At 68.5% G+C, this 21,933-nt stretch carries 12 protein-coding genes and 1 pseudogene; 5 read left to right on the forward strand and 8 right to left on the reverse strand.

The window, feature by feature from the left end:
- The first annotated feature begins 62 nt into the window (after window positions 1-62).
- A complete protein-coding gene (locus B9A95_RS34460) occupies window positions 63-614 on the forward strand; it encodes an SDR family oxidoreductase (protein WP_212648240.1) in 552 nt (183 codons plus the stop codon).
- 485 nt (window positions 615-1,099) lie between these two features.
- Entirely contained in the window at window positions 1,100-3,370 is a 2,271-nt protein-coding gene (locus B9A95_RS03895) for a putative bifunctional diguanylate cyclase/phosphodiesterase (RefSeq protein ID WP_084045630.1), read from the forward strand.
- Between the two features lie 407 nt (window positions 3,371-3,777).
- On the opposite strand, the gene B9A95_RS03900 is transcribed toward B9A95_RS03895, so the two are convergent.
- From B9A95_RS03900 to B9A95_RS03920, 5 genes are all read right to left on the reverse strand, one after another.
- Entirely contained in the window at window positions 3,778-4,104 is a 327-nt protein-coding gene (locus B9A95_RS03900) for a YnfA family protein (protein ID WP_084045631.1), read from the reverse strand.
- Between the two features lie 27 nt (window positions 4,105-4,131).
- Window positions 4,132-5,796: a response regulator gene (locus B9A95_RS03905; protein WP_245808123.1), complete on the reverse strand. Its 1,665-nt coding sequence runs from the start codon at window positions 5,794-5,796 to the stop codon at window positions 4,132-4,134.
- A 96-nt stretch (window positions 5,797-5,892) separates the two neighbouring features.
- Window positions 5,893-7,278, reverse strand: a complete 1,386-nt coding sequence (locus B9A95_RS03910; protein WP_084045632.1) for an ATP-binding protein — start codon at window positions 7,276-7,278, stop codon at window positions 5,893-5,895.
- Window positions 7,275-7,547: a UBP-type zinc finger domain-containing protein gene (locus B9A95_RS03915; RefSeq protein ID WP_084045633.1), complete on the reverse strand. Its 273-nt coding sequence runs from the start codon at window positions 7,545-7,547 to the stop codon at window positions 7,275-7,277. Before B9A95_RS03915 ends, B9A95_RS03910 begins: the two co-directional genes overlap by 4 nt.
- 60 nt (window positions 7,548-7,607) lie before the next feature.
- Window positions 7,608-10,769 carry a GAF domain-containing protein gene (locus B9A95_RS03920; RefSeq protein WP_084045634.1) on the reverse strand — a complete coding sequence of 1,054 codons (3,162 nt, stop codon included), beginning with the start codon at window positions 10,767-10,769 and terminating at the stop codon, window positions 7,608-7,610.
- A gap of 363 nt (window positions 10,770-11,132) precedes the next feature.
- Here B9A95_RS03920 and B9A95_RS03925 point away from each other — a divergent pair, with 363 nt between their 5' ends.
- Together B9A95_RS03925 and B9A95_RS03930 are read left to right on the forward strand one after the other, a co-directional pair.
- Entirely contained in the window at window positions 11,133-15,902 is a 4,770-nt protein-coding gene (locus tag B9A95_RS03925; protein ID WP_084045816.1) for a glutamate synthase-related protein, read from the forward strand.
- 56 nt (window positions 15,903-15,958) lie between these two features.
- A complete protein-coding gene (locus tag B9A95_RS03930; RefSeq protein WP_084045817.1) occupies window positions 15,959-17,425 on the forward strand; it encodes a glutamate synthase subunit beta in 1,467 nt (488 codons plus the stop codon).
- A gap of 205 nt (window positions 17,426-17,630) precedes the next feature.
- On the opposite strand, the pseudogene B9A95_RS36740 reads toward B9A95_RS03930, so the two are convergent.
- The 3 genes and pseudogenes from B9A95_RS36740 to B9A95_RS03945 form a co-directional block, all read right to left on the reverse strand.
- Window positions 17,631-17,909: pseudogene (locus B9A95_RS36740) on the reverse strand (helix-turn-helix domain-containing protein); the annotation flags it as partial.
- Between the two features lie 668 nt (window positions 17,910-18,577).
- Entirely contained in the window at window positions 18,578-19,606 is a 1,029-nt protein-coding gene (locus tag B9A95_RS03940) for a tyrosine-type recombinase/integrase (protein ID WP_084045636.1), read from the reverse strand.
- Window positions 19,607-19,789: 183 nt separating this feature from the next.
- Window positions 19,790-20,767 (reverse strand): NAD(P)/FAD-dependent oxidoreductase, encoded by a 978-nt coding sequence (locus B9A95_RS03945; RefSeq protein ID WP_084045637.1) that lies wholly within the window; start codon window positions 20,765-20,767, stop codon window positions 19,790-19,792.
- A 129-nt stretch (window positions 20,768-20,896) separates the two neighbouring features.
- Here B9A95_RS03945 and B9A95_RS03950 point away from each other — a divergent pair, with 129 nt between their 5' ends.
- Window positions 20,897-21,730, forward strand: a complete 834-nt coding sequence (locus B9A95_RS03950) for a ribonuclease H family protein (RefSeq protein ID WP_084045638.1) — start codon at window positions 20,897-20,899, stop codon at window positions 21,728-21,730.
- The last annotated feature ends 203 nt before the right edge of the window (window positions 21,731-21,933 follow it).

The following is a 21,933-nucleotide window of genomic DNA, read 5'->3' on the forward strand; positions in this document are numbered from 1 at the left end:
GGCCTCCACGGCCGCCTTTATGCCCGGGCCATTGATGGCCGTGTGACGCCACCAAGGCTTAGGTGCTGTCCTTTTCGGAAGCCATTCGCGAGGAGCTGCGCGGTACGGGCGTGACCGTCACGGCGCTGTGCCCCGGCCCCATACAAACGGGCTTTCAGAACCGCGCCCAGATGAATGACTCCAGGCTGGTGAAGGGCCGCGCGATTCTGGACGACGCCACCGTGGCCCGGCAAGGAGTGTCCGCCATGCTGCGCGGGCAGAACGTCATCAATGGCAAGGTGAACCAGCTTCTGGCTTTGACGCCGCGCTTCCTGCCGCGACGCCTGATTCCGGGGGGCGTGAAGCGCGCGCAGGCACGGTCGCATCAGGGCGGGGGGCTTAAAAACGGGGCCTTCTCGTGGGCTCCCTCTCGGCCACGCAGCTTGACAAGGCCCACTGGGGAGGGGCAAGCCTCTGTTACTTTTGTCCCTTCTTTTCGTGTGGGAGAGGGCCGGGCAAAGCCAGGGGTGACGGGGCCACTACGGCACACCCCACTTCGGCACATCAGGGAGCGGAGTGCCGAGGGCAAGCCATCACGTGGAGGCGGTGGCCTGCCGGGCTTCCGCCAGATTTGAGCTGTTGGACAGGCTGCGCCTGATGGCCTATCCGGTGGTCGTCGGAAAGGGAAAGCGCTTTTTTGGGGACGGGGACACCCTTGCGCTGAAGCCCACCGCTTCGCGGGCGTGGGGCTGCTGACCGGCGCGTTGGGAACTCAGGCGGGCAGTCGGGGATGAAGCGCGTCCTTCTCGCCACCCCGGGTCACCCTTGGAGCTGCGCCCTTTCCCGGCCCTATGGACGGCCCCACTGCGTCCGTCCGGGTGGGCTTGGTGGGTGACACCCGCCCCTTCGTGACGCGGGAGACGCGGGGCGCAATTCACGCTGGACGGCTTGGGTTCGGGCGCGCACACCTGCGGCAGGCGCCGTCGATCAGCAACTGACTCCGGCTCCCCGTGGTCGGCTGATGGGCGTGGGCGCCGCGCTCAGGAGCGTAAGAGGCCGGACAGAGCCGCCCGATTAGCCTGCGGTGTGCCGTGGATGAGCTGCGCTGGGGGAAACTGCCATGCCTGAGGGTGAGGTGGGGGTGACCGTGGGCCAGCCCTCCGGCGAGGGTGCACCCGCGCAGCGGCTGGCGCGGACGCTGACCCGGCTGGCGCGCGCCGCCGAGGGTGGGACGGCGGAAGCGATGTACGGCCCAGTCTGCCTGGAGACCCGGCAGCTCCTGGCCTGTTCGGGCGTGCGGCTGTATGTGTGGCGGGAAGGCGACTGGGCCCAGGTGGACCAGTCCGGATTCCTGCCGGACCTGCCCCCTGGCTGGAGCGAAGCGCTTGCGCGCGCCGAAGTGGGCCGCCAGCCGGTGCCCTGGCCTGACGGCCCGGCGGACCTGAGCCACGTTGCCCTGCCCCTGCACGACGGCCAGGCGGTTCAGGGCGTCTTGCTGGTGTGGAACGTGCCCCCGCGCAACCGGGCCCTGGTGTCCGAGGAACTGGGCGACGTCCTGGGCGTCTTTCTGGGGACGGCCCTGCGGGCCGCGCAGCTGCACGGGGACCTGAGCGACGAGCTGCGCCGGGTGCGCGCCCTGTACGACGTGAGCCGGGCGCTGGCGGGCGCGGGGCGCCGCGAGGAGGTCTTGCAGACCGTGGTGGAGCGGGCCGTTCAGGCGGTTGGGGCCGACCGCGCCAGCCTGGTCGCCTTTGACATGACGGGGCACGAGGTAGACGCCTGGCACGTGGCGGGTCCGGGAGCCGCCCAGGTGCAGCGGGTGACCTTTGAGGAACTGTGGGAGGGGCTGAGCGGCTGGGTGCTGCGCGAGGGCCGCCCCGCACTGTCGCCCAGGGGCGAGCCCGATTCCCGCGAGAGCAGCGCGGTGCAGGCCACCCGGTCCGAGACGGAGTGCGGCTGCGTGGCGGTGCTGCCCCTGCACTCCGGTGGAGTGGTGGTCGGGACCTTGACCGTGATCAACCGTCCCAACCAGCGCGACTTCAGTCCGGCGGACCTCGCGCTGCTGCAATCGCTGGTCGATCAAGCGGCGGTGGCCATCGAGCAGGGCCGGTTGCAGGGCCAGCTCGTTCACCTCGCGTGGCACGATCCCCTGACGGGGCTGCTCAACCGCGCGCATTTCGAAGACGAGTTGCAGGCGGCCCTGGCGGCCGCCGGAACGAGCGAAACGACCGGCGCGCTGCTGCTGGTGGACCTCGACGGATTCAAGCATGTCAACGACTCCCACGGCCACCCGGCGGGCGACGCCCTGCTTCACGAGGTGGGCCAGCGTCTGCGCCGGACCGTGCGCGAGGACGACGTGCTCGGCCGGTTGGGAGCCGACGAGTTCGCCGTGCTGCTGCCCCGCCTGGCGGGGGAGGCCGACGCGCTGCGGGTGGCCGACCGGGTGTCGGCGGCGTTGCGGGCCCCCTGGAGCTTTGGTGGACAGGCCCTGCACCTCACCGCCAGCATCGGGGTCAGCGTATTTCCCGATGATGGACTGGACGCGGGGACCCTGCTGGGGCGTGCGGGGTTGGCGGTGGATCACGCCAAGCAGGGGGGACGCAACGCCATCGTGCGCGCCACCGCCCGCTTCGGGCAGGAGGCCCTGCGCCGCACCCGGTTGGTGACAGATCTACACGCGGCGCTGCGGGGTGGAGGCCTCACGCTGCACTACCAACCGCTGCTGGAGCTGGAGACGGGCGCACCCTGGGCCACCGAAGCGCTGCTGCGCTGGACGCATCCGGTCCTCGGGCCGGTGTCGCCCGCTGAGTTCGTGCCGCTGGCCGAGGAGGGCGGGCTGATGCTCGATCTGGGCGCCTGGGTGCTGCGCGCCGCGTGTGCCCAGGCCCGGCGCTGGCTGGACGCGGGGGAATACCGGGGCCGCATGTCGGTGAACGTCTCGGCGGTTCAGCTCGCCCACCCCGGCTTTGTGGACGGGGTGGAAACGGCGCTGCGCGAGTCGGGCCTGCCGCCCGAGGCCCTGATGCTCGAACTCACCGAGACCGCCGCCCTGCGTGACCTCGACGCCTCTAGAGCCCGAATGGCCCAGGTACGCGAGCTGGGGGTGTGGCTGGCCCTCGACGACTTCGGGGCCGGGCAGGCCAACCTTCATCAGCTTGCGCACCTGCCCGTGGACGTGCTGAAGGTGGACCGCTCGTTCACGGCAGGCCTGGACGCCCCGCGTTCCACCCGGCCCCTCCTGCAGGCCGCCGTGGGTATGGCGCGTGGACTGCAGCTGTGCGTGGTGGTGGAAGGCATCGAGACCGCCGAGCAACTCGAAGAAATTCGTGCCCTCGGCTGCGACGCCGGGCAGGGCTACTTCCTGGGCCGGCCGCAGCCTGCGGAGGCGTGATCTTGGGGTGAGGAAAGTGCCGGGGGGCCAGACCGTACGGCACACCGCTTGCCCTGAGCCGCGCCCCGATCACGCTGGGTACCCGCCGCCCGGGGCCGCTGAAGCTGTACTGTAGCGCGGCTCCTGCTGGACCCGCACTGTGTCGCCCTCAGGGCCAAGGCCCTGGATTGGCCCGCCCCAGCAGGGTGCGCCATAAGCCGTCTTCGCCCGGTCCAGCCTGCGGAGCACCGGATCCTAAAAGGTGGCCCCGGGAGCGTAAACGGCCACCATCGCCCCGACGCGCGAAGGCAGTGTAAAAAGCGTGGGCCACGCCGCTGGAAGAAGCTTCGGAAACCGTTGTGCCCGGCGTGACAGGGGCGGGGCCCGCGAGGATCCTGGAGGTCAGGCTCCCTTCCCGGCGGGCACGGCTACCGGGGCCAGTAGGCGATGATCCCCGCGCCGATCAGCGCCAGCCCCGCGCCCCAGAGGCTGGGCGAATCGGGTGTGCGGCCCTCCACCACCTGCCCCCACAGCAGAGACAGGGCGATAAACAGGCCGCCATACGCGGCGTAGGCCCGGGCAAAGTCGAACGAAGCCGGTTGTAGGGTGGGAAGGATGCCGTAAAGCACGAGGGTAAGCGCTCCCAGCAAACCCACCCAGAGGGGGCGGCCCTCGCGCAGCCACAGCCACACCAGGTAACCGCCGCCGATTTCTGCGGCACCCGCGAGCACGAACAGCACAACAGAACGGAACATGGAGGGCATGGTCGCGGGTGGGGGCCCCTACAACCCGGCGAGGTGCTGGTGAACGAACGACACCGTGACCGAGCCTTCGCCCACCGCCGAGGCAACGCGCTTGACGCTGGTGGAGCGCACGTCGCCCACCGCGAAGATACCGGGAACGTTCGTCTCCAGCGGAAAGGGGGCCCGTTCCAGCGGCCACCCGCGCAGATCGTCCTCGCGCAGTTGGTCACCCACGCGCAGAAAACCCCGCGCGTCGCGCGCCACCACGCCGTCCAGCCAGCCGGTGTGCGGCGCGGCCCCGATAAAGGAGAAGAGGAAGTGCGTGGGGACGGTGCGTTCCTCGCCCGTCTCGCAGTTTTTCAGGGTCAATTTCTCCAGCCGCTCCTCGCCGTGCACGGCCATAACCTCGTGGCGGGTCAGCACCCCGATGTTCGGCGTCTTGCGAATCTGGTCCACGAGATACTGGCTCATCCTGGCCTCCAGGCTCGCGCCCCGTACCAGCATGGTCACCTGCGCCGCCGCCTGCGAAAAGTACATTGCCGCCTGTCCCGCCGAGTTGCCCGCGCCGACGATATACACGTTCTCTCCCGCGCAGTCCACGGCCTCCGAGCGGGCTGCGCCGTAGTACACCCCGCGCCCGGTCAGCGCCTCGGCCCCCTGCGCCGGAAGTTTCTGCCAGCTCACGCCCGTGGCGATCACCACCGCGTGCGCGCTGATCTCGCCCTCACCCGCCACCTCCAGCACCTTGTACGGTCCTTCCACCCGCAGGGAGGTCACGTCCCTTGGGGTCAGCAGGTCCACCCCGAACTTCTGCGCCTGCGCCACCGCCCGCCGCGCCAGGTCTCCGCCCGAGAGCCCGGCTGGAAAGCCCAGGTAATTCTCGATGCGTGACGACGTGCCCGCCTGCCCGCCCGGAGCCTCGCGCTCGATCAGCAGCGTGGACAGCCCCTCGGACGCCCCATACACCGCTGCCGCCAGCCCCGCCGGGCCGCCCCCCACGATGGCGAGGTCGTAAAAAGGCCGGGAGGCGGGCCGGGAAAGCCCCACGGCCTCTGCCACCGCTGCCGGGTCAGGGTCGGCCAGGCGCTCGCCGCCGGGCAGGATCACCAGGGGCAGGGCCTCACCGCCCTCGTCTCCCAGCAGTTCCTGCGCTTCGTCGTTCGTCTCCAGGTCATAGAAGGTGTACGGCACGCCGTTGCGTGCCAGAAAATCGCGCAGGTCGTGCGAGCGTGGAGACCAGCGGTCGCCGACGATCTTCAGGCCGCCGTAGCCCGGCTTGAACTCACCGCGCCAGTCGTCCAGCAGGTCGTCAAGCACCGGGTAGAGCTGCTCCTGCGGCGGGTCCCAGGGCTTGGTGAGGTAAAAATGCACCTGCGACTCGTTGATCGCCCGGATGGCCGCGTCGGTGTCGGCATAGGCGGTGAGCAGCGCCCGCTTGGCGCCGGGAAACAGGGCGGCGGCGCGGGACAAGAAGGCCACCCCGTCCAACCCTGGCATCCGCTGGTCGCTGAGCAGCAGCGCCACGGGATCGCCCCGCTCGCGCACCTCCTTCAGGGCGTCCAGCGCCTCCTCACCGCTTTCCGCCCGCAGCACGCGGTAATCGGCGCTGTAGCGGGCGCGCAGGTCACGGGCCACGGCGCGCAGCACGTCGGGGTCGTCGTCCACGACGAGCATCACGGGTTTGGGTGTCTGGGTGAGGGTCAAGGGGAAAACTCCTGTCCTGGGTGGGTGACCTGGGTGTGCGTGGGAAGTGGTCAGCGGTAGGTGGAAAAGAGGTGGAAGCCAGCTGTGCGCCGCGCGCTACAGCGCCGCCGGCAGCAGCACCGCGAATTCGGTGTGCCCCGGCTGGCTGCTCACGCGCACCGTGCCGCCATGCTGGCGCATCACGATCCGGCTCACCAGATCCAGCCCCAGGCCGCTGCCCTCGCCCACGGGCTTGGTGGTGAAAAAAGGCTCGAAGATGCGGCCCTGGATCTCGGGCGGAATGCCGGGACCGTCGTCGATGACGCTCACCGCCACCTGCCCACCGCGCTCCCCGGCCTTCAGGGTGACGTGCCCGCCCTCGGGCAGCGCGTCCACAGCGTTGACCAGGAGGTTGGTCCACACCTGGTTCAGCGCTCCCTCGTCGGCGAGGACGGGCGGCAGGTCCGGCGCGTACTCGCGCGTTACCGTGATCTTTTTCGAGCGCAGCTTGTACGCGAGCATCGTCACCGTGCTGTCCAGGCCCCGGCGCACATCCGCGCGGGCGCGGTCCCCGCCCCGGTCCATGTGGGAGTAGGTCTTCACGCTCGCCACCAGGTCCGAGATGCGCCCCGCCGCGTGCAGCACGTCGCGCAGCAGGGCCAGGCTGGCGAGCCGGAATTCCAGGTAGGCCACACCCGTCGCGCCGCCCTGCGGACACGCGGCGGCCAGCTGCGTGAGGTCCGGGAGGCGCACCCCCCCTTCCACCAGCGTGCCCGCGCGTTCCGCTGCGCCCGGCACCCCCTCGTCCGCGAGCCAGTCGGCCACCTCGTCTTCCAGTTCCGAGCGGCGCAGCGGCGTCAGGCGCTCGTCCATGCGGGTCATGGCGGTGCGGGCGGCGTCCTCCAGGGCTTCCAAAGCGTCTGGCTCCGGGGCCGCCTCCAGCCAGGCGCGCAGCAACTGAGGCAGGGTGCCCAGCCGCGTCTCCAGGGCCGCCGCCGCGCTGCGAACCGCCGCCGCGGGGTTGTTCAGTTCGTGCGCCAGCCCCGCAGAGAGTTTGCCCAGGGCGCTCAGGCGTTCGCGCTGCTCGTCGGCCTGGACCGCCACCCGGATGCGGTCGGCCAGCACCGCCATAAAGCGCGGCTCCAGCGCGGGAATGCGCTCCCGCAACTCCCCGAACAGCGCTCCCGGAAACGTCGCCAGCCGCGTCAGCCCCACGGCCCGCCCGGTGGACGGAAAGTGCGTCATGCGCGAGTGCGGCAGCAGGCCGCTGACCTCGCCGCCCGCCACCACCCAGCGAATGGGTTGCCCACCCACCTCGCCGGTGTACTCGATCTGTCCGGAAAACATCAGGTGCAGGTGACCGGCGGGGTCCCCGGCATGGACAAGGACTTCGCCGTTGGCGAGGGCGTGGACTTCGGCGTGTTCGGCGATCCACGCCAGGTCTGCCTCCGGCAGGTCGGCCAGCACGGTGACCTGCCGCAAGTCGTCGAGGGTGGGCCTCACCCCAGGGTCACCCGGTCCACGTAGCACCAGCGCCACGCTTCGCCCGGTTCCACCGAGCGGACGATGGGATGCCCCGTCTCCCCGAAGTGGCGGGTGGCGTGCCTGTTCTTGCTCGAATCGCAGCAGCCCACGTGCCCGCAGGTCATGCACATCCGCAGGTGAACCCAGGTGTCTCCGGTCTTCACGCAGTCCTCGCACACCTGCTTCCCTGTGTGCGCCGGTTCCAGAAGAAGGATGCTGCCCTCGTGCGTGCAGGTGCCCTGACTCATGGCCCTACAGTGACACACGCCCTGCAAAAGACCATAGGAGGGCGGACCTGCGACGCGCCTCTACCCGGCTTCGCCCGCGTCCCTGAGGGTGAAGAAAAAGGCGCTGCCCTCGCCCGGTACGCTCTCCACCCACACCGTTCCGCCGTGATGCTCGGCCACCTTGCGGACGATGGCGAGGCCCATGCCGGTGCCCTCGTACTCCTCACGCAGGTGCAGCCGCTGGAAAATCTGGAAGATGCGCTCGCGGTACTGGGGCTCGATGCCGATGCCGTTGTCGCGCACGGCCACGCGCCAGCCTTCAGCCACGCGCTCGGCGGTGATGCGCACCTCCGGCGTCACGCCCGGGCGGCGAAACTTCAGCGCGTTGCCAATCAGATTCTGAAACAGTTGTGTCAGCTCGGACGGCACACCCTGCACGGCGGGGAGTTTCCCCACCTGCACCCGCGCCCCGCTTCCCTCCGTGGCGGCCCGCAGCCGCTCCAGCGCCTCCTGGAGCGGCCCGGCGAGCGGCACGGCCCGCAGGGGTTCGCGCACCGAGTTCAGGCGCGAGAAGACGAGCAGGTCGTCGATGAGGACCTTCATCCGCTCCGCCCCCTGCGTCACCAGCCCCAGGAACTTGCGCCCGGATCCGTCGAGCTGTCCTCCGTAGCGCCGGTTGATCAGCTCGGTAAAGGACGCGATGGTCCGCAGCGGCTCTTGCAGGTCGTGCGAGGCTACATACGCGAAGCGCTCCAGTTCGGCGTTGCTGCGCTCCAGTTCCACCGTACGCTCCTGCAGGGCCCGGGCTGAACGCGCGCCCTCCAGCGTCAGGGTGAGGCTGCGCATCACCGTGTCGAGCAGCGCGCGGTCCGTAACGGTCCAGCGCCGTTGCCCGAACAGCCCCAGCACCAGCACGCCCCGCACCTCACCCGCCACCTTCACGGGCAGCGAGACGGTCGTGCTGATGTGCTCCACGCGGCCTTTGAGGTTGTCGCCCTGCCGGTTGTACTCGTCTTGGTAAAGCGGCTCGCCCGTCTCGAAAGGCACCCGGACTGTAGGGGTTTGCGCGTAGGGCAAACCCGCCTCCAGTTGCCGCTGCAATTCGGGGTGACGCACATCCCCCACCTGCGTCCCGATGCGCCACAGGTCGCCCTCCCTCTCCCAGTAGATCGCGTAACCGTCGGGCAGCAGGGAAAGCACGATCTCGCTCGCCCGCCGGATAAGGGCGTGGGGATCGGCCTCCAGCGTCAGGTCCCGCGTGAGCCGTGCAAAGGCTTCGAGCGCCCGTGTCCGCGCTTCCAGGGCGTCACGCTGCGCGGCAAGCTGTGAGGCCACTTCCGCCCGTTCCAGCGCGAGGTTCAAGCTGCGCCCCGCCGAGCGCACCACCGCCCGTGAGGGCTCGGACCACCGCTGCACGTCCTTGAGGCCCACCGCGAGTATTCCCGCCACCTCGCCGCCCACCACCATCGGGTACAGGGCCACGGTGCCGTATTCCTGAGTCGCGGCCACCTGCTGCTGTTCGGGGTTCCAGCCGTCCACGAACACCGGTTGCCCGGTCCGCTCGGCTTTCGAGAACGCGGGGGCGTCCACCGCAATACCCGCCGTGATGCTCGCCACCACCTCCGGGGCCAGGTCCTCGGTCCACACCCGGGCGTGCCACGAGCTTCCCTCGCGCTCGTAGTACGCCGCGCTGCCCGCCGTAAAAAAGCTGGAAAAGACCGCGAACACCTCGCGCACCAGGGTGAGGAGCTCCGTCGAGAGCCCCGCCGCCTCGGTGAAGCGCACGAAGGCTCCCAACGCCGCCGCCTGCTCCTCCAGTTCGCGGGTGCGCGCCTCCACCCGGCACTCCAGCAGCGCGTGGCTGCCCTGAAGCTGACTGTAGAGGCGCGAGTTGTCGAGCGCCACCGCTGTCTGCGCGGCCAGTCCCAGCGTCAGATTCTCGGCCTGTTCGGTAAACACGCCCACCTCCGCGTGCCCGAAAAACAGACCGCCCAGCACCTCGCCCGAGCGGGAGACGACCGGCACAGCCAGGTAGCTGCGCACGGGCAGGTGCCCTTCCGGCATGCCGTGATACGGCGCAGCGTGCCCGTAGCGCGGGTCTTTCGTGATGTCCGCCGAGCGCAACACGCCCTCGCCCACAAACGTCGGGTGAAAGATGGCCGTGTTGCGCGGCATCGGAAAGCGCGAGAACGCCTCTCTGGGCACTCCCGACAGGGTGTAGAGGGTGTAGCTTTCCTGCCGCTCGTTGACCAGGTTGTAGAAAAAGGCCCCGAACTGCGCGCCCGTCAGTTCCACGCCTGCGTCCGTCACCGCCTGCACCAGCCGGTTTAAGTCCAGTTCCGCAGACAGTGAGCGCCCGATGCGGTTCAGCGTTGCCAGGGTCTCGGCCTGCTCGTGCAGCCGTGACTCCACCGTCGTGCGCCCCAGCGCCTGCACGCACTGCTCCACCAGCGTCCTCAGGAAGCGCCGCTCGTCCCCGCCAAAGCGCCGCGCTTCCCGGAAGCTCAGCGCCAGAACGCCCCAGAGCCTGCCCTCCACGTTCAGGGGAAAGGCCGCCAGGCTGCGCGTCTCCCCGGACCGGAGGCCCACCGACCCCGGATACTGCCGGTCGAAGTCGTCTCCTCCCACAAAGACGACTTTCCCGGTCCGCGCCGCCTCGCACTGCGGGAGGTCCAGCGTGAGGGGAAAGCGGGCGAAACGCCCGCGCAACTCGGCGCTGTAGCCCACGTCGCCGCGCAGTGCGAGGTGCTCACCGTCGGGGGTCGGCGTGAGGATGGCCCCCATATACGCACCCACTGCGCCCACCGCATGCTCCAGCATGGCGCGCAGCACCTCGTCCGGATGTTCCGCCCCGCTCAGCGCCGCTGCCACCTGGCCCAGCGCGGACGCGTGTTTCAGAGGAGTCACGTCCTGCATCTGCACCGCCAGGTTCCCGTTTCCGGGCGCAATCTGCACCCGCACCCAGCGGCCCAGCACCGGATTGAAGGCCTCGTATTCGGTGGTCTGCCCCGATGCCCGCGCCTCCCGGCTCGCCGCACGCCAGCGCGTGCTGAAGGCATAGGGGAAGTCTTTTTCCAGCGAGTGGCCCACGATCTCCTGGGGACTCAACTCCACCAGCGCCGCCGCCGCCCGGTTGGCGTAGGTAAAGCGGCCCTCACCGTCCAGCACAAACACCATGTCGCTGCTCGTCTCCAGCAGCTGGGCGAGCGCCGGGGCCACGGCGGAAGGGTCAGGTGGGGTCATGCAGGGCTCGGCTTTGGGGCAGGTGTCGCGGCGGGGAGGGGATCAGGCACTTCCCACGATTCTACCGAACGGGGGGAAGACGCGAGCCAAAGCGCCACGCCTTCATCTTTATGCGGGGGCACTTGGCGTCCGGGAGCTCCAACTCTGGAACGAATAGACCGAGGGCTGGGAGTTGGCGGACGTCCGGACAGGTGCCTTCGCCTCTCGCTTGTCAAGGAACTCATCTGCTCAAGCCGCTTTTGAAAAGCGCAAAAGTAATGTTGTGCGCTCCCGACATGGACAACAGCGCGGCGTATTTATGCGAAGTGTGTACTCTCTCCAACATACCGCGCGCCGCGCCGGGATGAGAGAGGAGTGCCCCTGATGGACCGAAATGAAATCCTTAACCCTTCCCCGCAGGAACCCGGGACCTTGGAGACGCGCGGCCCTACCACGGCGGGACTGTATAGCCCCGAACACGAGCATGACGCCTGCGGTGTGGGCTTTATCGCCCACCTGCGCGGCCAGAAGGCCCACAGCATCGTCACCCAGGGCCTCAAGATCCTGGAAAACCTCGATCACCGCGGGGCCGTCGGCTCGGACCCCCTGATGGGCGACGGTGCGGGCATCCTGATTCAGATTCCCGACGAGTTCTACCGCGAGGAAATGGCGAAGCAGGGCATTACGCTGCCGCCTCCCGGCGATTACGGCGTGGGCATGATCTTCCTGCCCAAGGAGCACGCTTCCCGCCTCGCGTGTGAGCAGGAGCTGGAACGTGCCATCAAGGCCGAGGGCCAGGTGCTGCTCGGTTGGCGCGACGTACCCGTCAACGCAGAGATGCCGATGTCTCCGGCCGTGCGGGACCGCGAGCCCGTCATCCGCCAGGTCTTTATCGGCCACGGGCCCGACATCCTGGTGCCCGACGCCTTGGAGCGCAAGCTGTACGTGATCCGCAAGCGCGCGTCGCTCGCCATCCTGCGCCTCAAGCTGACCCATGGGCGCGAGTACTACGTGCCCTCCATGTCCTGCCGCACGGTGATCTACAAGGGCCTGCTGCTGGCCGGACAGGTGGGCGAGTATTACCTGGACCTGCAGGACGAGCGCGTCGTCTCGGCCCTCGCCCTCGTCCACCAGCGCTTTTCCACCAACACCTTTCCCGAGTGGTACCTCGCGCACCCCTACCGCATGGTGGCCCACAACGGCGAGATCAACACCGTCAAGGGCAACTTCAACTGGATGCGTGCCCGCGAGGGCGTGATGAAGTCGCCCGTGTTGGGCGATGATCTGCAAAAGCTCTACCCCATCAGCCTGCGCGGCCAGTCCGACACGGCCACCTTCGACAATGCGCTCGAACTGCTGACGATGGCGGGTTATCCGCTGGCGCACGCCGCGATGATGCTGATTCCCGAAGCGTGGGAAGGCCACGAGGGCATGGACCCACGCCGCCGGGCCTTCTACGAGTACCACGCGGCGATGATGGAGCCCTGGGACGGTCCCGCCGCAATGGTGTTCACCGACGGCCGCCAGATCGGCGCGACGCTGGACCGCAACGGCCTGCGCCCCGCGCGTTACATCGTGACCAAGGACGATCTGGTGGTCCTGGCCTCTGAGTCGGGCGTGCTGCCTATCCCAGAGCACAAGATCACCAAGAAGTGGCGACTCCAGCCGGGCCGCATGTTCCTCCTCGATCTCGACGAGGGGCGCATCCTCGAAGACGAGGAGCTCAAGTCGCGCTACGCCTCCGCCAAGCCCTACCGCCAGTGGATCGACAGCGTGCGCGTCAAGCTCGACGAGCTGAACGTGGATGGCAAGGGCGTGACGCACCGTGAGTCGCTCCTGGACCGTCAGCAGGCCTTCGGTTACACGCAAGAAGACCTGAAGTTCCTGCTCAACCCCATGGCCGCCGCCGGGGAAGAGGGCATCGGCTCCATGGGCAACGACTCGCCCCTGGCCGTGCTGTCCAGCCGCAACAAGCCGCTGTACAACTACTTCCGGCAGCTGTTCGCGCAGGTAACCAACCCCCCGATTGATCCCATCCGGGAGCAGGTCGTCATGTCGTTGGTGTCCTTTATCGGCCCCAAGCCCAACCTGCTCGACATCAATGCCGTGAACCCGCCCATGCGCCTGGAAGTCTCGCAGCCCATCCTCGACTTCGCGGATATGGCGCGGCTGCGCGGCATCGCGGGCCAGACGGGTGACAAGTTCCGTTCCTGCGAACTCGACATCTGCTACCCGGCCGCCTGGGGCAATGAGGGCATTGAGGCCCGCATCGCTTCCCTGTGCGCGCACGCCGTGGACGCCATCCGCGGCGGCAGCAACATCCTCATCCTCACGGACCGGGGGATGGACCGCGATCACGTGGCGATTCCGGCGGCCCTCGCCCTCTCCGCCGTTCACCAGCACCTCGTCCACCAGGGTCTGCGGACCACGGCGGGCCTCGTGGTGGAGACTGGCTCGGCGCGTGAGGTCCACCACTTCGCCGTCCTGGCAGGCTACGGCGCGGAAGCCGTTCACCCCTACCTCGCGCTGGAGACGCTGGCAGACCTGTACAAGGGCAACCCGAACGGCGTGACGCCCGAAAAGGCCGTCTACAACTACATCAAAGGCGTAGGCAAGGGCCTGTCCAAGATTATGTCCAAGATGGGCATCAGCACCTACATGTCCTACTGCGGCGCGCAGATCTTCGAGGCCATTGGCCTGCGCGAGGACATGGTGCAGAAGTACTTCCGGGGCACCTCCTCGCAGGTGGGCGGTATCGGCGTGTTCGAGGTGGCGGAAGAGGCGCTGCGGCTCCACCGCGCCGCCTTCCTCGAGGACGCGAACTACATCGACCGGCTGGACGTGGGCGGCGAGTACGCCTGGCGCTCGCAGGGCGAGGAGCACATGTGGACGCCCGACGCCATCGCCAAGCTCCAGCACGCCACGCGCTCGGGCCGCTTCGAGACGTACCGCGAGTACGCAGCGATCATCAACGACCAGTCCCGCCGTCACATGACCCTGCGCGGCCTGTTCGAGCTGAAGGCGGACCCCGAGAAGGCGGTTGCTCTGGAGGAAGTCGAACCCGCCTCCGAGATCGTCAAGCGCTTTGCCACGGGGGCCATGTCTCTCGGCTCCATCTCCACAGAGGCGCACACCACGCTCGCCGTGGCCATGAACCGCATCGGCGGCAAGTCCAACACCGGTGAGGGTGGGGAAGACCCCGCGCGCTACCGGAGTGAGCTGGCGGGCAAGCGCATTCAGGCGGGAAGCCGCCTCAGCGAAATCCTGGGCGAAGGCCGCATTGAGGCTCCCGCCGACTACGCGCTGCAAGACGGCGACTCGCTGCGCTCCAAGATCAAGCAGGTGGCCTCAGGCCGCTTTGGCGTCACCACCGGTTATCTCGTCTCAGCCGACCAGATTCAGATCAAGATGGCGCAGGGCGCCAAGCCCGGCGAGGGCGGCCAGCTGCCCGGCGGCAAGGTCTCGGAGTACATCGGCATGCTGCGCCACTCGGTGCCCGGCGTCGGCCTGATCTCTCCGCCACCGCACCACGACATCTATTCCATCGAGGACCTCGCGCAGCTCATCCACGACCTCAAGAACGTGAACCCGGCGGCAGACATCTCCGTCAAGCTGGTCTCTGAAGTCGGCGTGGGCACCATCGCGGCGGGCGTGGCCAAGGCGAAGGCCGATCACGTGGTCATCGCCGGGCACGACGGCGGGACGGGCGCGTCACCCTGGTCTTCGATCAAACATGCCGGTTCGCCCTGGGAACTGGGCCTCGCGGAAACGCAGCAGACCTTGGTGCTCAACCGACTGCGCGACCGCATCCGGGTGCAGGCCGACGGCCAGATGAAGACCGGACGCGACGTGGTGATCGGCGCGCTGCTGGGCGCCGACGAGTTTGGCTTCGCCACCGCGCCGCTCGTCGCCGAGGGCTGCATCATGATGCGCAAGTGTCACCTCAACACCTGTCCGGTGGGTGTGGCGACACAGGACCCCGTGCTGCGCCAGCGCTTCTCCGGCAAGCCCGAGCACGTGATCAACTACTTCTTCTTCGTGGCCGAGGAAGTGCGCGAGATCATGGCCTCGCTGGGCATCCGCCGCTTCGAGGACCTGATCGGGCGCTCGGACCTGCTCGACACCCGCAAGGGGACCGAGCACTGGAAGGCCAAGGGGCTGGACTTCTCCCGCGTTTTCCACCGCCCTGAAACGCCCGCCGAGGTGGCCCACCGCCACGTCGCCACCCAGGACCACGGCCTGGAGCACGCCCTCGACGTGACCCTCATCGAGAAGTGCCGCCCGGCACTGGAACGCGGCGAAAAGGTCAAGCTCCTCGAAACGGCGCGCAACGTCAACCGCACGGTGGGCGCGATGCTCTCGGGTGAACTGGTTCGCCGTCACCCCGAGGGCCTGCCGGACCAGAGCGTGTTCATCCAGATGGAAGGCCATGGCGGCCAGTCTTTCGGCGCCTTCCTGGCAAACGGGATCACCCTCTACCTCATCGGCGACGCGAACGACTACACCGGCAAGGGCCTCTCCGGCGGCCGCGTGGTGGTCCGCCCCTCCATCGACTTCCGCGGCGACGCCACCCGCAACATCATCGTGGGTAACACCGTGCTGTACGGCGCGACTTCCGGCGAGGCGTTTTTGCGCGGCGTGGCGGGTGAGCGATTCGCGGTGCGGCTGTCCGGCGCGACGGCAGTGGTAGAAGGCACCGGCGATCACGGCTGCGAGTACATGACGGGCGGCACCGTCGTGGTCCTCGGCAAGACCGGACGCAACTTCGCGGCCGGTATGTCGGGCGGGATCGCCTACGTGTACGACGAGGACGGCCAGTTTGCCAGCCGCTGCAACCCGGCGATGGTTTCCCTGGACCGCGTTGTGTCCGCCGCTGAGCAGGAAGCGGGCATCGAGCGCCGCTTCTGGCACCGGGGCCAGACCGACGAGGCGCAGCTGCGCCAGCTTCTGGAAGACCACCACATGTGGACTGGCTCGCTGCGCGCCCGCGAACTGCTCGACCAGTGGGAAGAGGCGCTTCCCCGGTTTATCAAGGTCTTCCCCCGTGAGTACGAACGCGCGTTGGGCGAGCTGAACGCCGACAAGGGCCGCGTGGCCGGTAACGGCAACGAGCAGCAGGCCCCTGGACAGGGCGCGGGCGTTCTTACCAAGTAAACGATGCCGGGACGGGGGCTGCCAGGGCGGCCCCACCCGTACGTAAGGAGCAAATGATGGGCAAAGTCACCGGCTTTCTCGAATACCACCGGGTCAAAGAGGCGTACGAGCCGATTGACGCCCGCCTCAAGCACTACCACGAGTTCGTGCAGGAACTCACCGTCGAGCAGGCCCGCGTGCAGGGCGCGCGCTGCATGGACTGCGGCGTCCCCTTTTGCAACAGCGGCTGCCCGGTCAGCAACCTGATTCCCGACTGGAACGACCTCGTTTACAGTGACGACTGGCGGCGGGCCATCGACGCCTTGCACGCCACGAACAACTTCCCCGAGTTTACCGGGCGCATCTGCCCCGCACCGTGCGAGGCGGCGTGCACCCTCAACCTCACCGACGAGCCGGTGGGGATCAAGTCCATCGAGCGCGCCATCATTGACCGCGCCTGGCAGGAAGGCTGGGTTGCCCCGCAGCCTCCGCCCTTCCGCACCGGGAAGCGCGTGGCCGTGATCGGCTCAGGTCCGGCGGGCCTCGCTGCCGCGCAGCAACTTGCCCGTGCGGGCCACGACGTAACGGTCTTCGAGAAGAACGACCGCGTTGGCGGCCTGCTCCGCTACGGTATCCCGGACTTCAAGCTGGAAAAGGACCTGATCGACCGCCGCGTGCGTCAAATGGAGGCCGAGGGCGTCACCTTCCGCACGGGTGTCCTCGTCGGTGCGCTGCCCGAGGGCTCCACCGTCACCAACCTCGCGCGCGAAACCGTGTCACCCGAGGAGCTGCGCCAGAAGTTCGACGCCGTGCTGCTGGCCGGCGGCGCCGAGCAGCCGCGCGACTTGCCCGTACCGGGCCGTGACCTGAAGGGCGTCCACTTCGCCATGGAATTTCTGCCCCAGCAGAACCGGGTGAACGCGGGGGACCACCTTCCCGAGCAGCTCCACGCGGGTGGCAAACACGTCATCGTGATCGGCGGCGGCGACACGGGCTCCGACTGCATGGGCACCTCGCACCGCCACGGTGCGGCGCACGTCACCCAGTTCGAGCTGCTGCCCATGCCGCCCGAGCGCGAGAACAAGCCCCTGACCTGGCCCTACTGGCCGTACAAGCTGCGCACCTCCTCAAGCCATGAGGAAGGCGGCGAGCGTGAGTTCGCCATCGCCACCAAAGAATTCCTGGGCGAGGACGGCCACGTTGTGGGCATCAAGACCGTCCGTGTGGAGTGGCAGGGCGGCAAGATGGTGGAGGTTGAAGGCAGCGAGGAAGTCCTGCCCACCGACCTCGTGCTGCTGGCGATGGGCTTTGTCAGTCCAGTGGGCAGCGTGCTGGAGACCTTCGGCGTGAACCGAGATCAACGCGGCAATGCCCAGGCCACCACCGAGGAGCGTGGCGGCTACGCGACCAATGTGGCGGGCGTCTTTGCTGCCGGCGATATGCGTCGGGGTCAGTCCCTGGTCGTGTGGGCCATCCGCGAGGGCCGCCAAGCCGCCCGCGCCGTTGACGAGTTCCTGATGGGGGGAAGCGACCTGCCGCGCTGAGGCGGGGCCCAACCGTCTCAAGGTCTGCCCATCAACGGCTTGACGCTCGTTGCGGTCAGACGGTGTGACTGCTCGCCCTTTAGAGCGTTTGTCAAAAAGAGGACTTCTTCTTGACCGAGCAGCGTGAGCGAGCTTGAAGGAGGATGCAGGAGAAAGGAGTCGTGAGGGAAAGGGCACCCCTCACAGTGGAATTCGGACAAATGCTCTAGACGCAGCGGCAGGGCGGGGGAGACGCACATCTCCTTCCCCCTGCCGAACTGCCGTCTACGCCCCTGCACGGCTCCTGGCCGCCCCCGTTTCCCGCATTGGGTGGCAGGCCAACCATCCGCCGGTACTTGCGGGTGAACTGCGGCGCGCTCCCGTATCCCACGGCCAAGGCCGCTGTGCGTGGAGGCTTACCGAGGGCGAGCCTCCACCGCCTCACCTCGATCAGGCGGAGCCGCTTTTGAAACTGCGGGGGCGTGAGCGAGGCCACCGCGCCAGCGTGACGGTGAAACGGGGGACAGCGGCGGTGGCGTGCGCGATAATCCCGAGGTCAACGCTCTCCTTGCCGGAATGGCAACCCTGAGCCGCAGGGGTGTGCCCAATGACATCGGGCCACTCGCCGCAGCCCACCTCTCCGGGAGCCACCACCGGGTCAACGCCCAACGAATAGGAAAAGTATCCAATTCCGTTCTACACGGGCTCCTGGGTCCGCCCTCACAGGAAGGCCAGGAAGGGACCTCCAACGCGTTGTGAGGGGTATAGGGTAGGGGGAAAGGAAGGAACAGCAAGTCACCCTGCAGACCGAAGAGCAGAACTTCAGGCAGCAGATTGAACGTGGGCGCCGCCGAGGGGCGAACGCCGGGTCCCGGTAGAGCCGCACAGCTGGAGTCATGCTTTTCAGGGTGTCAGGGACCATCCTCGTGCACCGGGCCTTCCGGACCTCCGCGATCAGCCGCTTGGCGAGGCGGCGGTCCACCAGTTGCTCGTCCAGAGCTCCAGGCCGCGCGCCGAGCCGCTTCATCCCGCACGTCGCTCCATTCAGCGGCCGCAACGCCACCCACGCATTTCAGCGGCGTACTCGCGAAACAGGGTGCGGACGTTTTCCAGGTCCTTGGGAAAGGTGGCCGGGCGCAGGCTTATCACCGCCCCATCCTTCCACGTTCACCCCTACCACCCGCTCAGCGCGTCCTTCAGGTCGTCGGCAGCGAGCTGGGCGTATCCCCGCCGGGTCGTGTCCACCGAGGCGTGTCCCAGGTGCGCGGCCACCCGCCCAAAATCCCTGACCTGCTGCAGAAGGCGTGTGCCCGCATATTTGCGCCCTGGGTGAAATCCCCGGAAGGACACGCCCGCCGCCTTGAAGGCTTTTTCAATGTGGTAGCGAGCGGTCATCACGCTGGCGTACCGGAACACGGCGTCACGCCCTGTGGTCCGTCTGCCCCCCCCGTGCTCCGGCCCGCCAGGCCCGTACAGCCCCCGGTAATGCCGGGTGGCGCGCGCGAGGCTGGTGCTCATGGACACCACCCGGCCCTTGCGCCCCTTGCCTGAGCGGACGTGAATGCGCCGCCCCGCCTCGTCCAGGTCCGCCCATTCCAGCGCCAGCGCCTCACTGATCCTCAGCCCCGCGTGGGCGGTCAGAAACAGCAAAAACTTGGCCTGTATGTCGGCCTTTTCCAGCACATCCGCAATCTCGTCTTCCGAATACGGTGGGCGCTTCACAATGCCGGGAGTCAGGTCACGCGGCACCTTCACGTCCCGAAAGGGGTCCGCCTCCGTTGCTCCAGCCCAGCGCAGCGCCCGGTACAGGCAGGCCGCCGCCGCCACCTTGAGCTGCACTCCAGCGGGTTTGCGGCCAGCCGCGAGCATGTGCCCCACGTAATTCTGCGCGTCGTGTCGCCCCGGGCGCAGCAGGTTGACCGCCTGCGCCGCCGCGTAGGTCACGAACTGCTGTGCGCCGAGGGCGTAGGCGTCCACCGTTCGCGAACTCGTCAGCACGCCGCTGGCTCCGTGGTGGGCCAGGTATGCCGTGGTCAGCGCCACGAGCGCGTCGACATCCTTTTCCCCCGCGGCCTGCACGGCCCGGCGCCGCAGCTCCTCGTCGTGCAGGCCGGTCCACTGCCGCGTTTGGGCGAGCAGGTCACCGCCGTAACGGGCAAGCGTCGTGCCAGGGATGGGTGACTCCGGCGGGCTGGAGGTCATGGAAGGAGGGTAGCAGAAAACCCCCTTCTCTTACCTAAGGCCGCTTAGGTAAGAGAAGGGGGGGCTTTTCCCAAGCGCCCCCACCTGTGTTCCTGACCCGGGGCTTTCGCCTTTTCGGGGAGACAGACGGCACTGGCCCGCGTCATGCGGGCCAGTGCCGGATCCTCCTCAAAGGCCTTGGCCTCAAGTCCCCGTCGTCCTCAGGGCCTCCGCCAGGGCCCAGCCGCTGAGCAGCGCGGCTTCCAGGCGGGGGCCATGGCCGTCACTCACGCACCAGTCGCCGCACCAACCCAGGCGGAGCCCGGGCACCCACCCGCAGGCCTGGGGAAAGCGCCGCTCCGGCGTGGCGTACCGCCAGCGGTGGGCAAAGGCGCGGCGCACCCTGAGTTCCCCCACCACTTCCTCAGCCGCTTGCAGCAGGTCACGCTGCACCTGCTCCGGCGTGGCTTCGAGGTGCGCGGCGCTCCATGCGGCGTCCGCGTGCAGCGTGAGGGCCGGTGGCCCGGGGCGCTTGGTGTGCTCCCGGGCGATCCAGGCGAGGCTGGGATGACCCTCCAGATTCAGCGCGGGCCAGTCCACCGGCAGATCCTCGTCCAGAACCGCGCCCACCGCCCAGCAGGGTTGGAACGTCACGGCGTCCAGCGCTGCCGTGTCGGTCACGCCCCGCAGGAGAAGCGCCAGCTGCGGCGCGGGCGCGTTGAGCAGCAGGGTGGGGGCCATAAAGGTGCGTCCGTCATCGGCGGTCAGCGTCCAGCCAGCTTCGGTGTGCCCCAGGGACGAGATGTGGGTCCCCGTGTGAATCTCCAGGTCCTGCGCCAGCGCCTTGCCCAGATCACTCATGCCCCGCGCGCCGACATAGCGCGGGTGCCCGTCACGCGTAGGCGTCACCTCGCCCGCCTGCCACCGCGAGAACTGCCGGGTCCACTCGCGCAGCCAGCCTTCTGTGAGCCCCTCGCCCACGAGGGCCTGCGTGCGGGCCTGACGCGCCGTGAGGAACCGCGCCCCGTGATCGAGCCTGCCCGCCTCAAACCTCCGTGTCGCGGCCCGTCCTGAGACGCCGCGCGCCTTGTCGAGCAGCTGAACCCGGTCCCCTGCGGCGGCCAGGTCACGGGCCGCGGCGAGGCCACCCACACCCGCACCGAGCACCAGAATGTCACTCATCGCCGGAAAGTGTAGGGCCGGGTGGGCAGCGCGACTGCAAGAAGCGCTGCTGCCTCAGGAGACGACGGTGAACAATACGGCAGCCTCGCTGCGTAGCGCGCGGAGTGGTGGGCCGGGGATGATCTGGGTATGGTCCGGTCTGAACGGCGCGGGTTGCCCTCCACTCCAGGAGAATGGCACGTCTACACCGATGGCAGCACGCGGCATGAGCGCCGCCGGACCTTCTCGGGTTGGGCCGCGCGGGCCGTGCAGCCCGAGACGCAGCAGGTCCGGCAGGTGAGCGGCGCGCGTCCGGGCGGCACCTCCCTCGAAGCGGAAACCGAGGCGGTTCTCATGGGTTTGCGCCTGGTGCCCGGCGGTGCCGCAGCCCGGCTCTACAGTGATCTGGAGCTGGCCCTTCTGCTGCAGATCCTGCGGGGCGCGGAAGGTGCCGCGGCCTGGACGCACCTGCGCGACCTGTGGGTGCATTCCATTGCCCGCAACAGCAACCGCCACCATCAGGACATGCATCACGTGGCCCGGACCGCAGAAGTGGAGGCGCGCGAGCAGAGATCCGCCCCTGAAGGCGCGGCACTTGCCAATGCCGTTCTTGCCGTTCAGGCCGTTGCCCAGGTAAATCCGGTGGATACGGCCCTCTCCCTCCAGGGACCCGAACACCTCCCGGGGTTCGCTCTGCCTCTCCAGGTGGCGCTGCGGGGCGTCACCTTCCAGCTCACCCTGTCACGGCAGGTACAGGCCACGCTGACGCTGGAACTTTCGCAGGTGCGGGGAACAGGCCGGACGCAGGAGGAGGCGCTGCGCGCCGCGGTGGAACGGGGCCTACGCCCCCTGGCACGGGGCGGCCTGGTGGCCCTGATGGTGCGGGAGCCCTGGACCCAGGCAGCTCGGCAGGCCACAGGCGAACTGGGCGTTGTGCGCGTGGTGCCCCTTGAGGAATCGGATGCCGGAGAAGCTTCCCCTTGATGGCCCGACTTTGCGCTCAGCCGCACGCTGGAATGGAAGAAGGCGACCTCCGGGTCGCCTTGATTTCTCCAATATAGGGCGTTGTTCAAAGGCTGTTTCCTTATCACCACCCACTTTGTGACGCTCATGTGGGACCACGACGGCAGCTTGAGCGCCATTGTGGACGGAGAGAACGCGAACTTCGTGGAGGCCTCCCGCTTGCT

Origin of the sequence: Deinococcus hopiensis KR-140 (genome assembly GCF_900176165.1) — a bacterium.
GTDB lineage: Bacteria > Deinococcota > Deinococci > Deinococcales > Deinococcaceae > Deinococcus > Deinococcus hopiensis.

Coding starts and splice junctions, on each gene's coding strand:
- B9A95_RS03895 (WP_084045630.1), top strand. CDS start 1,100: ATGCCTGAGGGTGAGGTGGGGGTGACCGTGGGCCAGCCCTCCGGCGAG.
- B9A95_RS03900 (WP_084045631.1), bottom strand. CDS start 4,104: ATGTTCCGTTCTGTTGTGCTGTTCGTGCTCGCGGGTGCCGCAGAAATC.
- B9A95_RS03915 (WP_084045633.1), bottom strand. CDS start 7,547: ATGAGTCAGGGCACCTGCACGCACGAGGGCAGCATCCTTCTTCTGGAA.
- B9A95_RS03920 (WP_084045634.1), bottom strand. CDS start 10,769: ATGACCCCACCTGACCCTTCCGCCGTGGCCCCGGCGCTCGCCCAGCTG.
- B9A95_RS03925 (WP_084045816.1), top strand. CDS start 11,133: ATGGACCGAAATGAAATCCTTAACCCTTCCCCGCAGGAACCCGGGACC.
- B9A95_RS03930 (WP_084045817.1), top strand. CDS start 15,959: ATGGGCAAAGTCACCGGCTTTCTCGAATACCACCGGGTCAAAGAGGCG.
- B9A95_RS03940 (WP_084045636.1), bottom strand. CDS start 19,606: ATGACCTCCAGCCCGCCGGAGTCACCCATCCCTGGCACGACGCTTGCC.
- B9A95_RS03945 (WP_084045637.1), bottom strand. CDS start 20,767: ATGAGTGACATTCTGGTGCTCGGTGCGGGTGTGGGTGGCCTCGCCGCG.
- B9A95_RS03950 (WP_084045638.1), top strand. CDS start 20,897: ATGGTCCGGTCTGAACGGCGCGGGTTGCCCTCCACTCCAGGAGAATGG.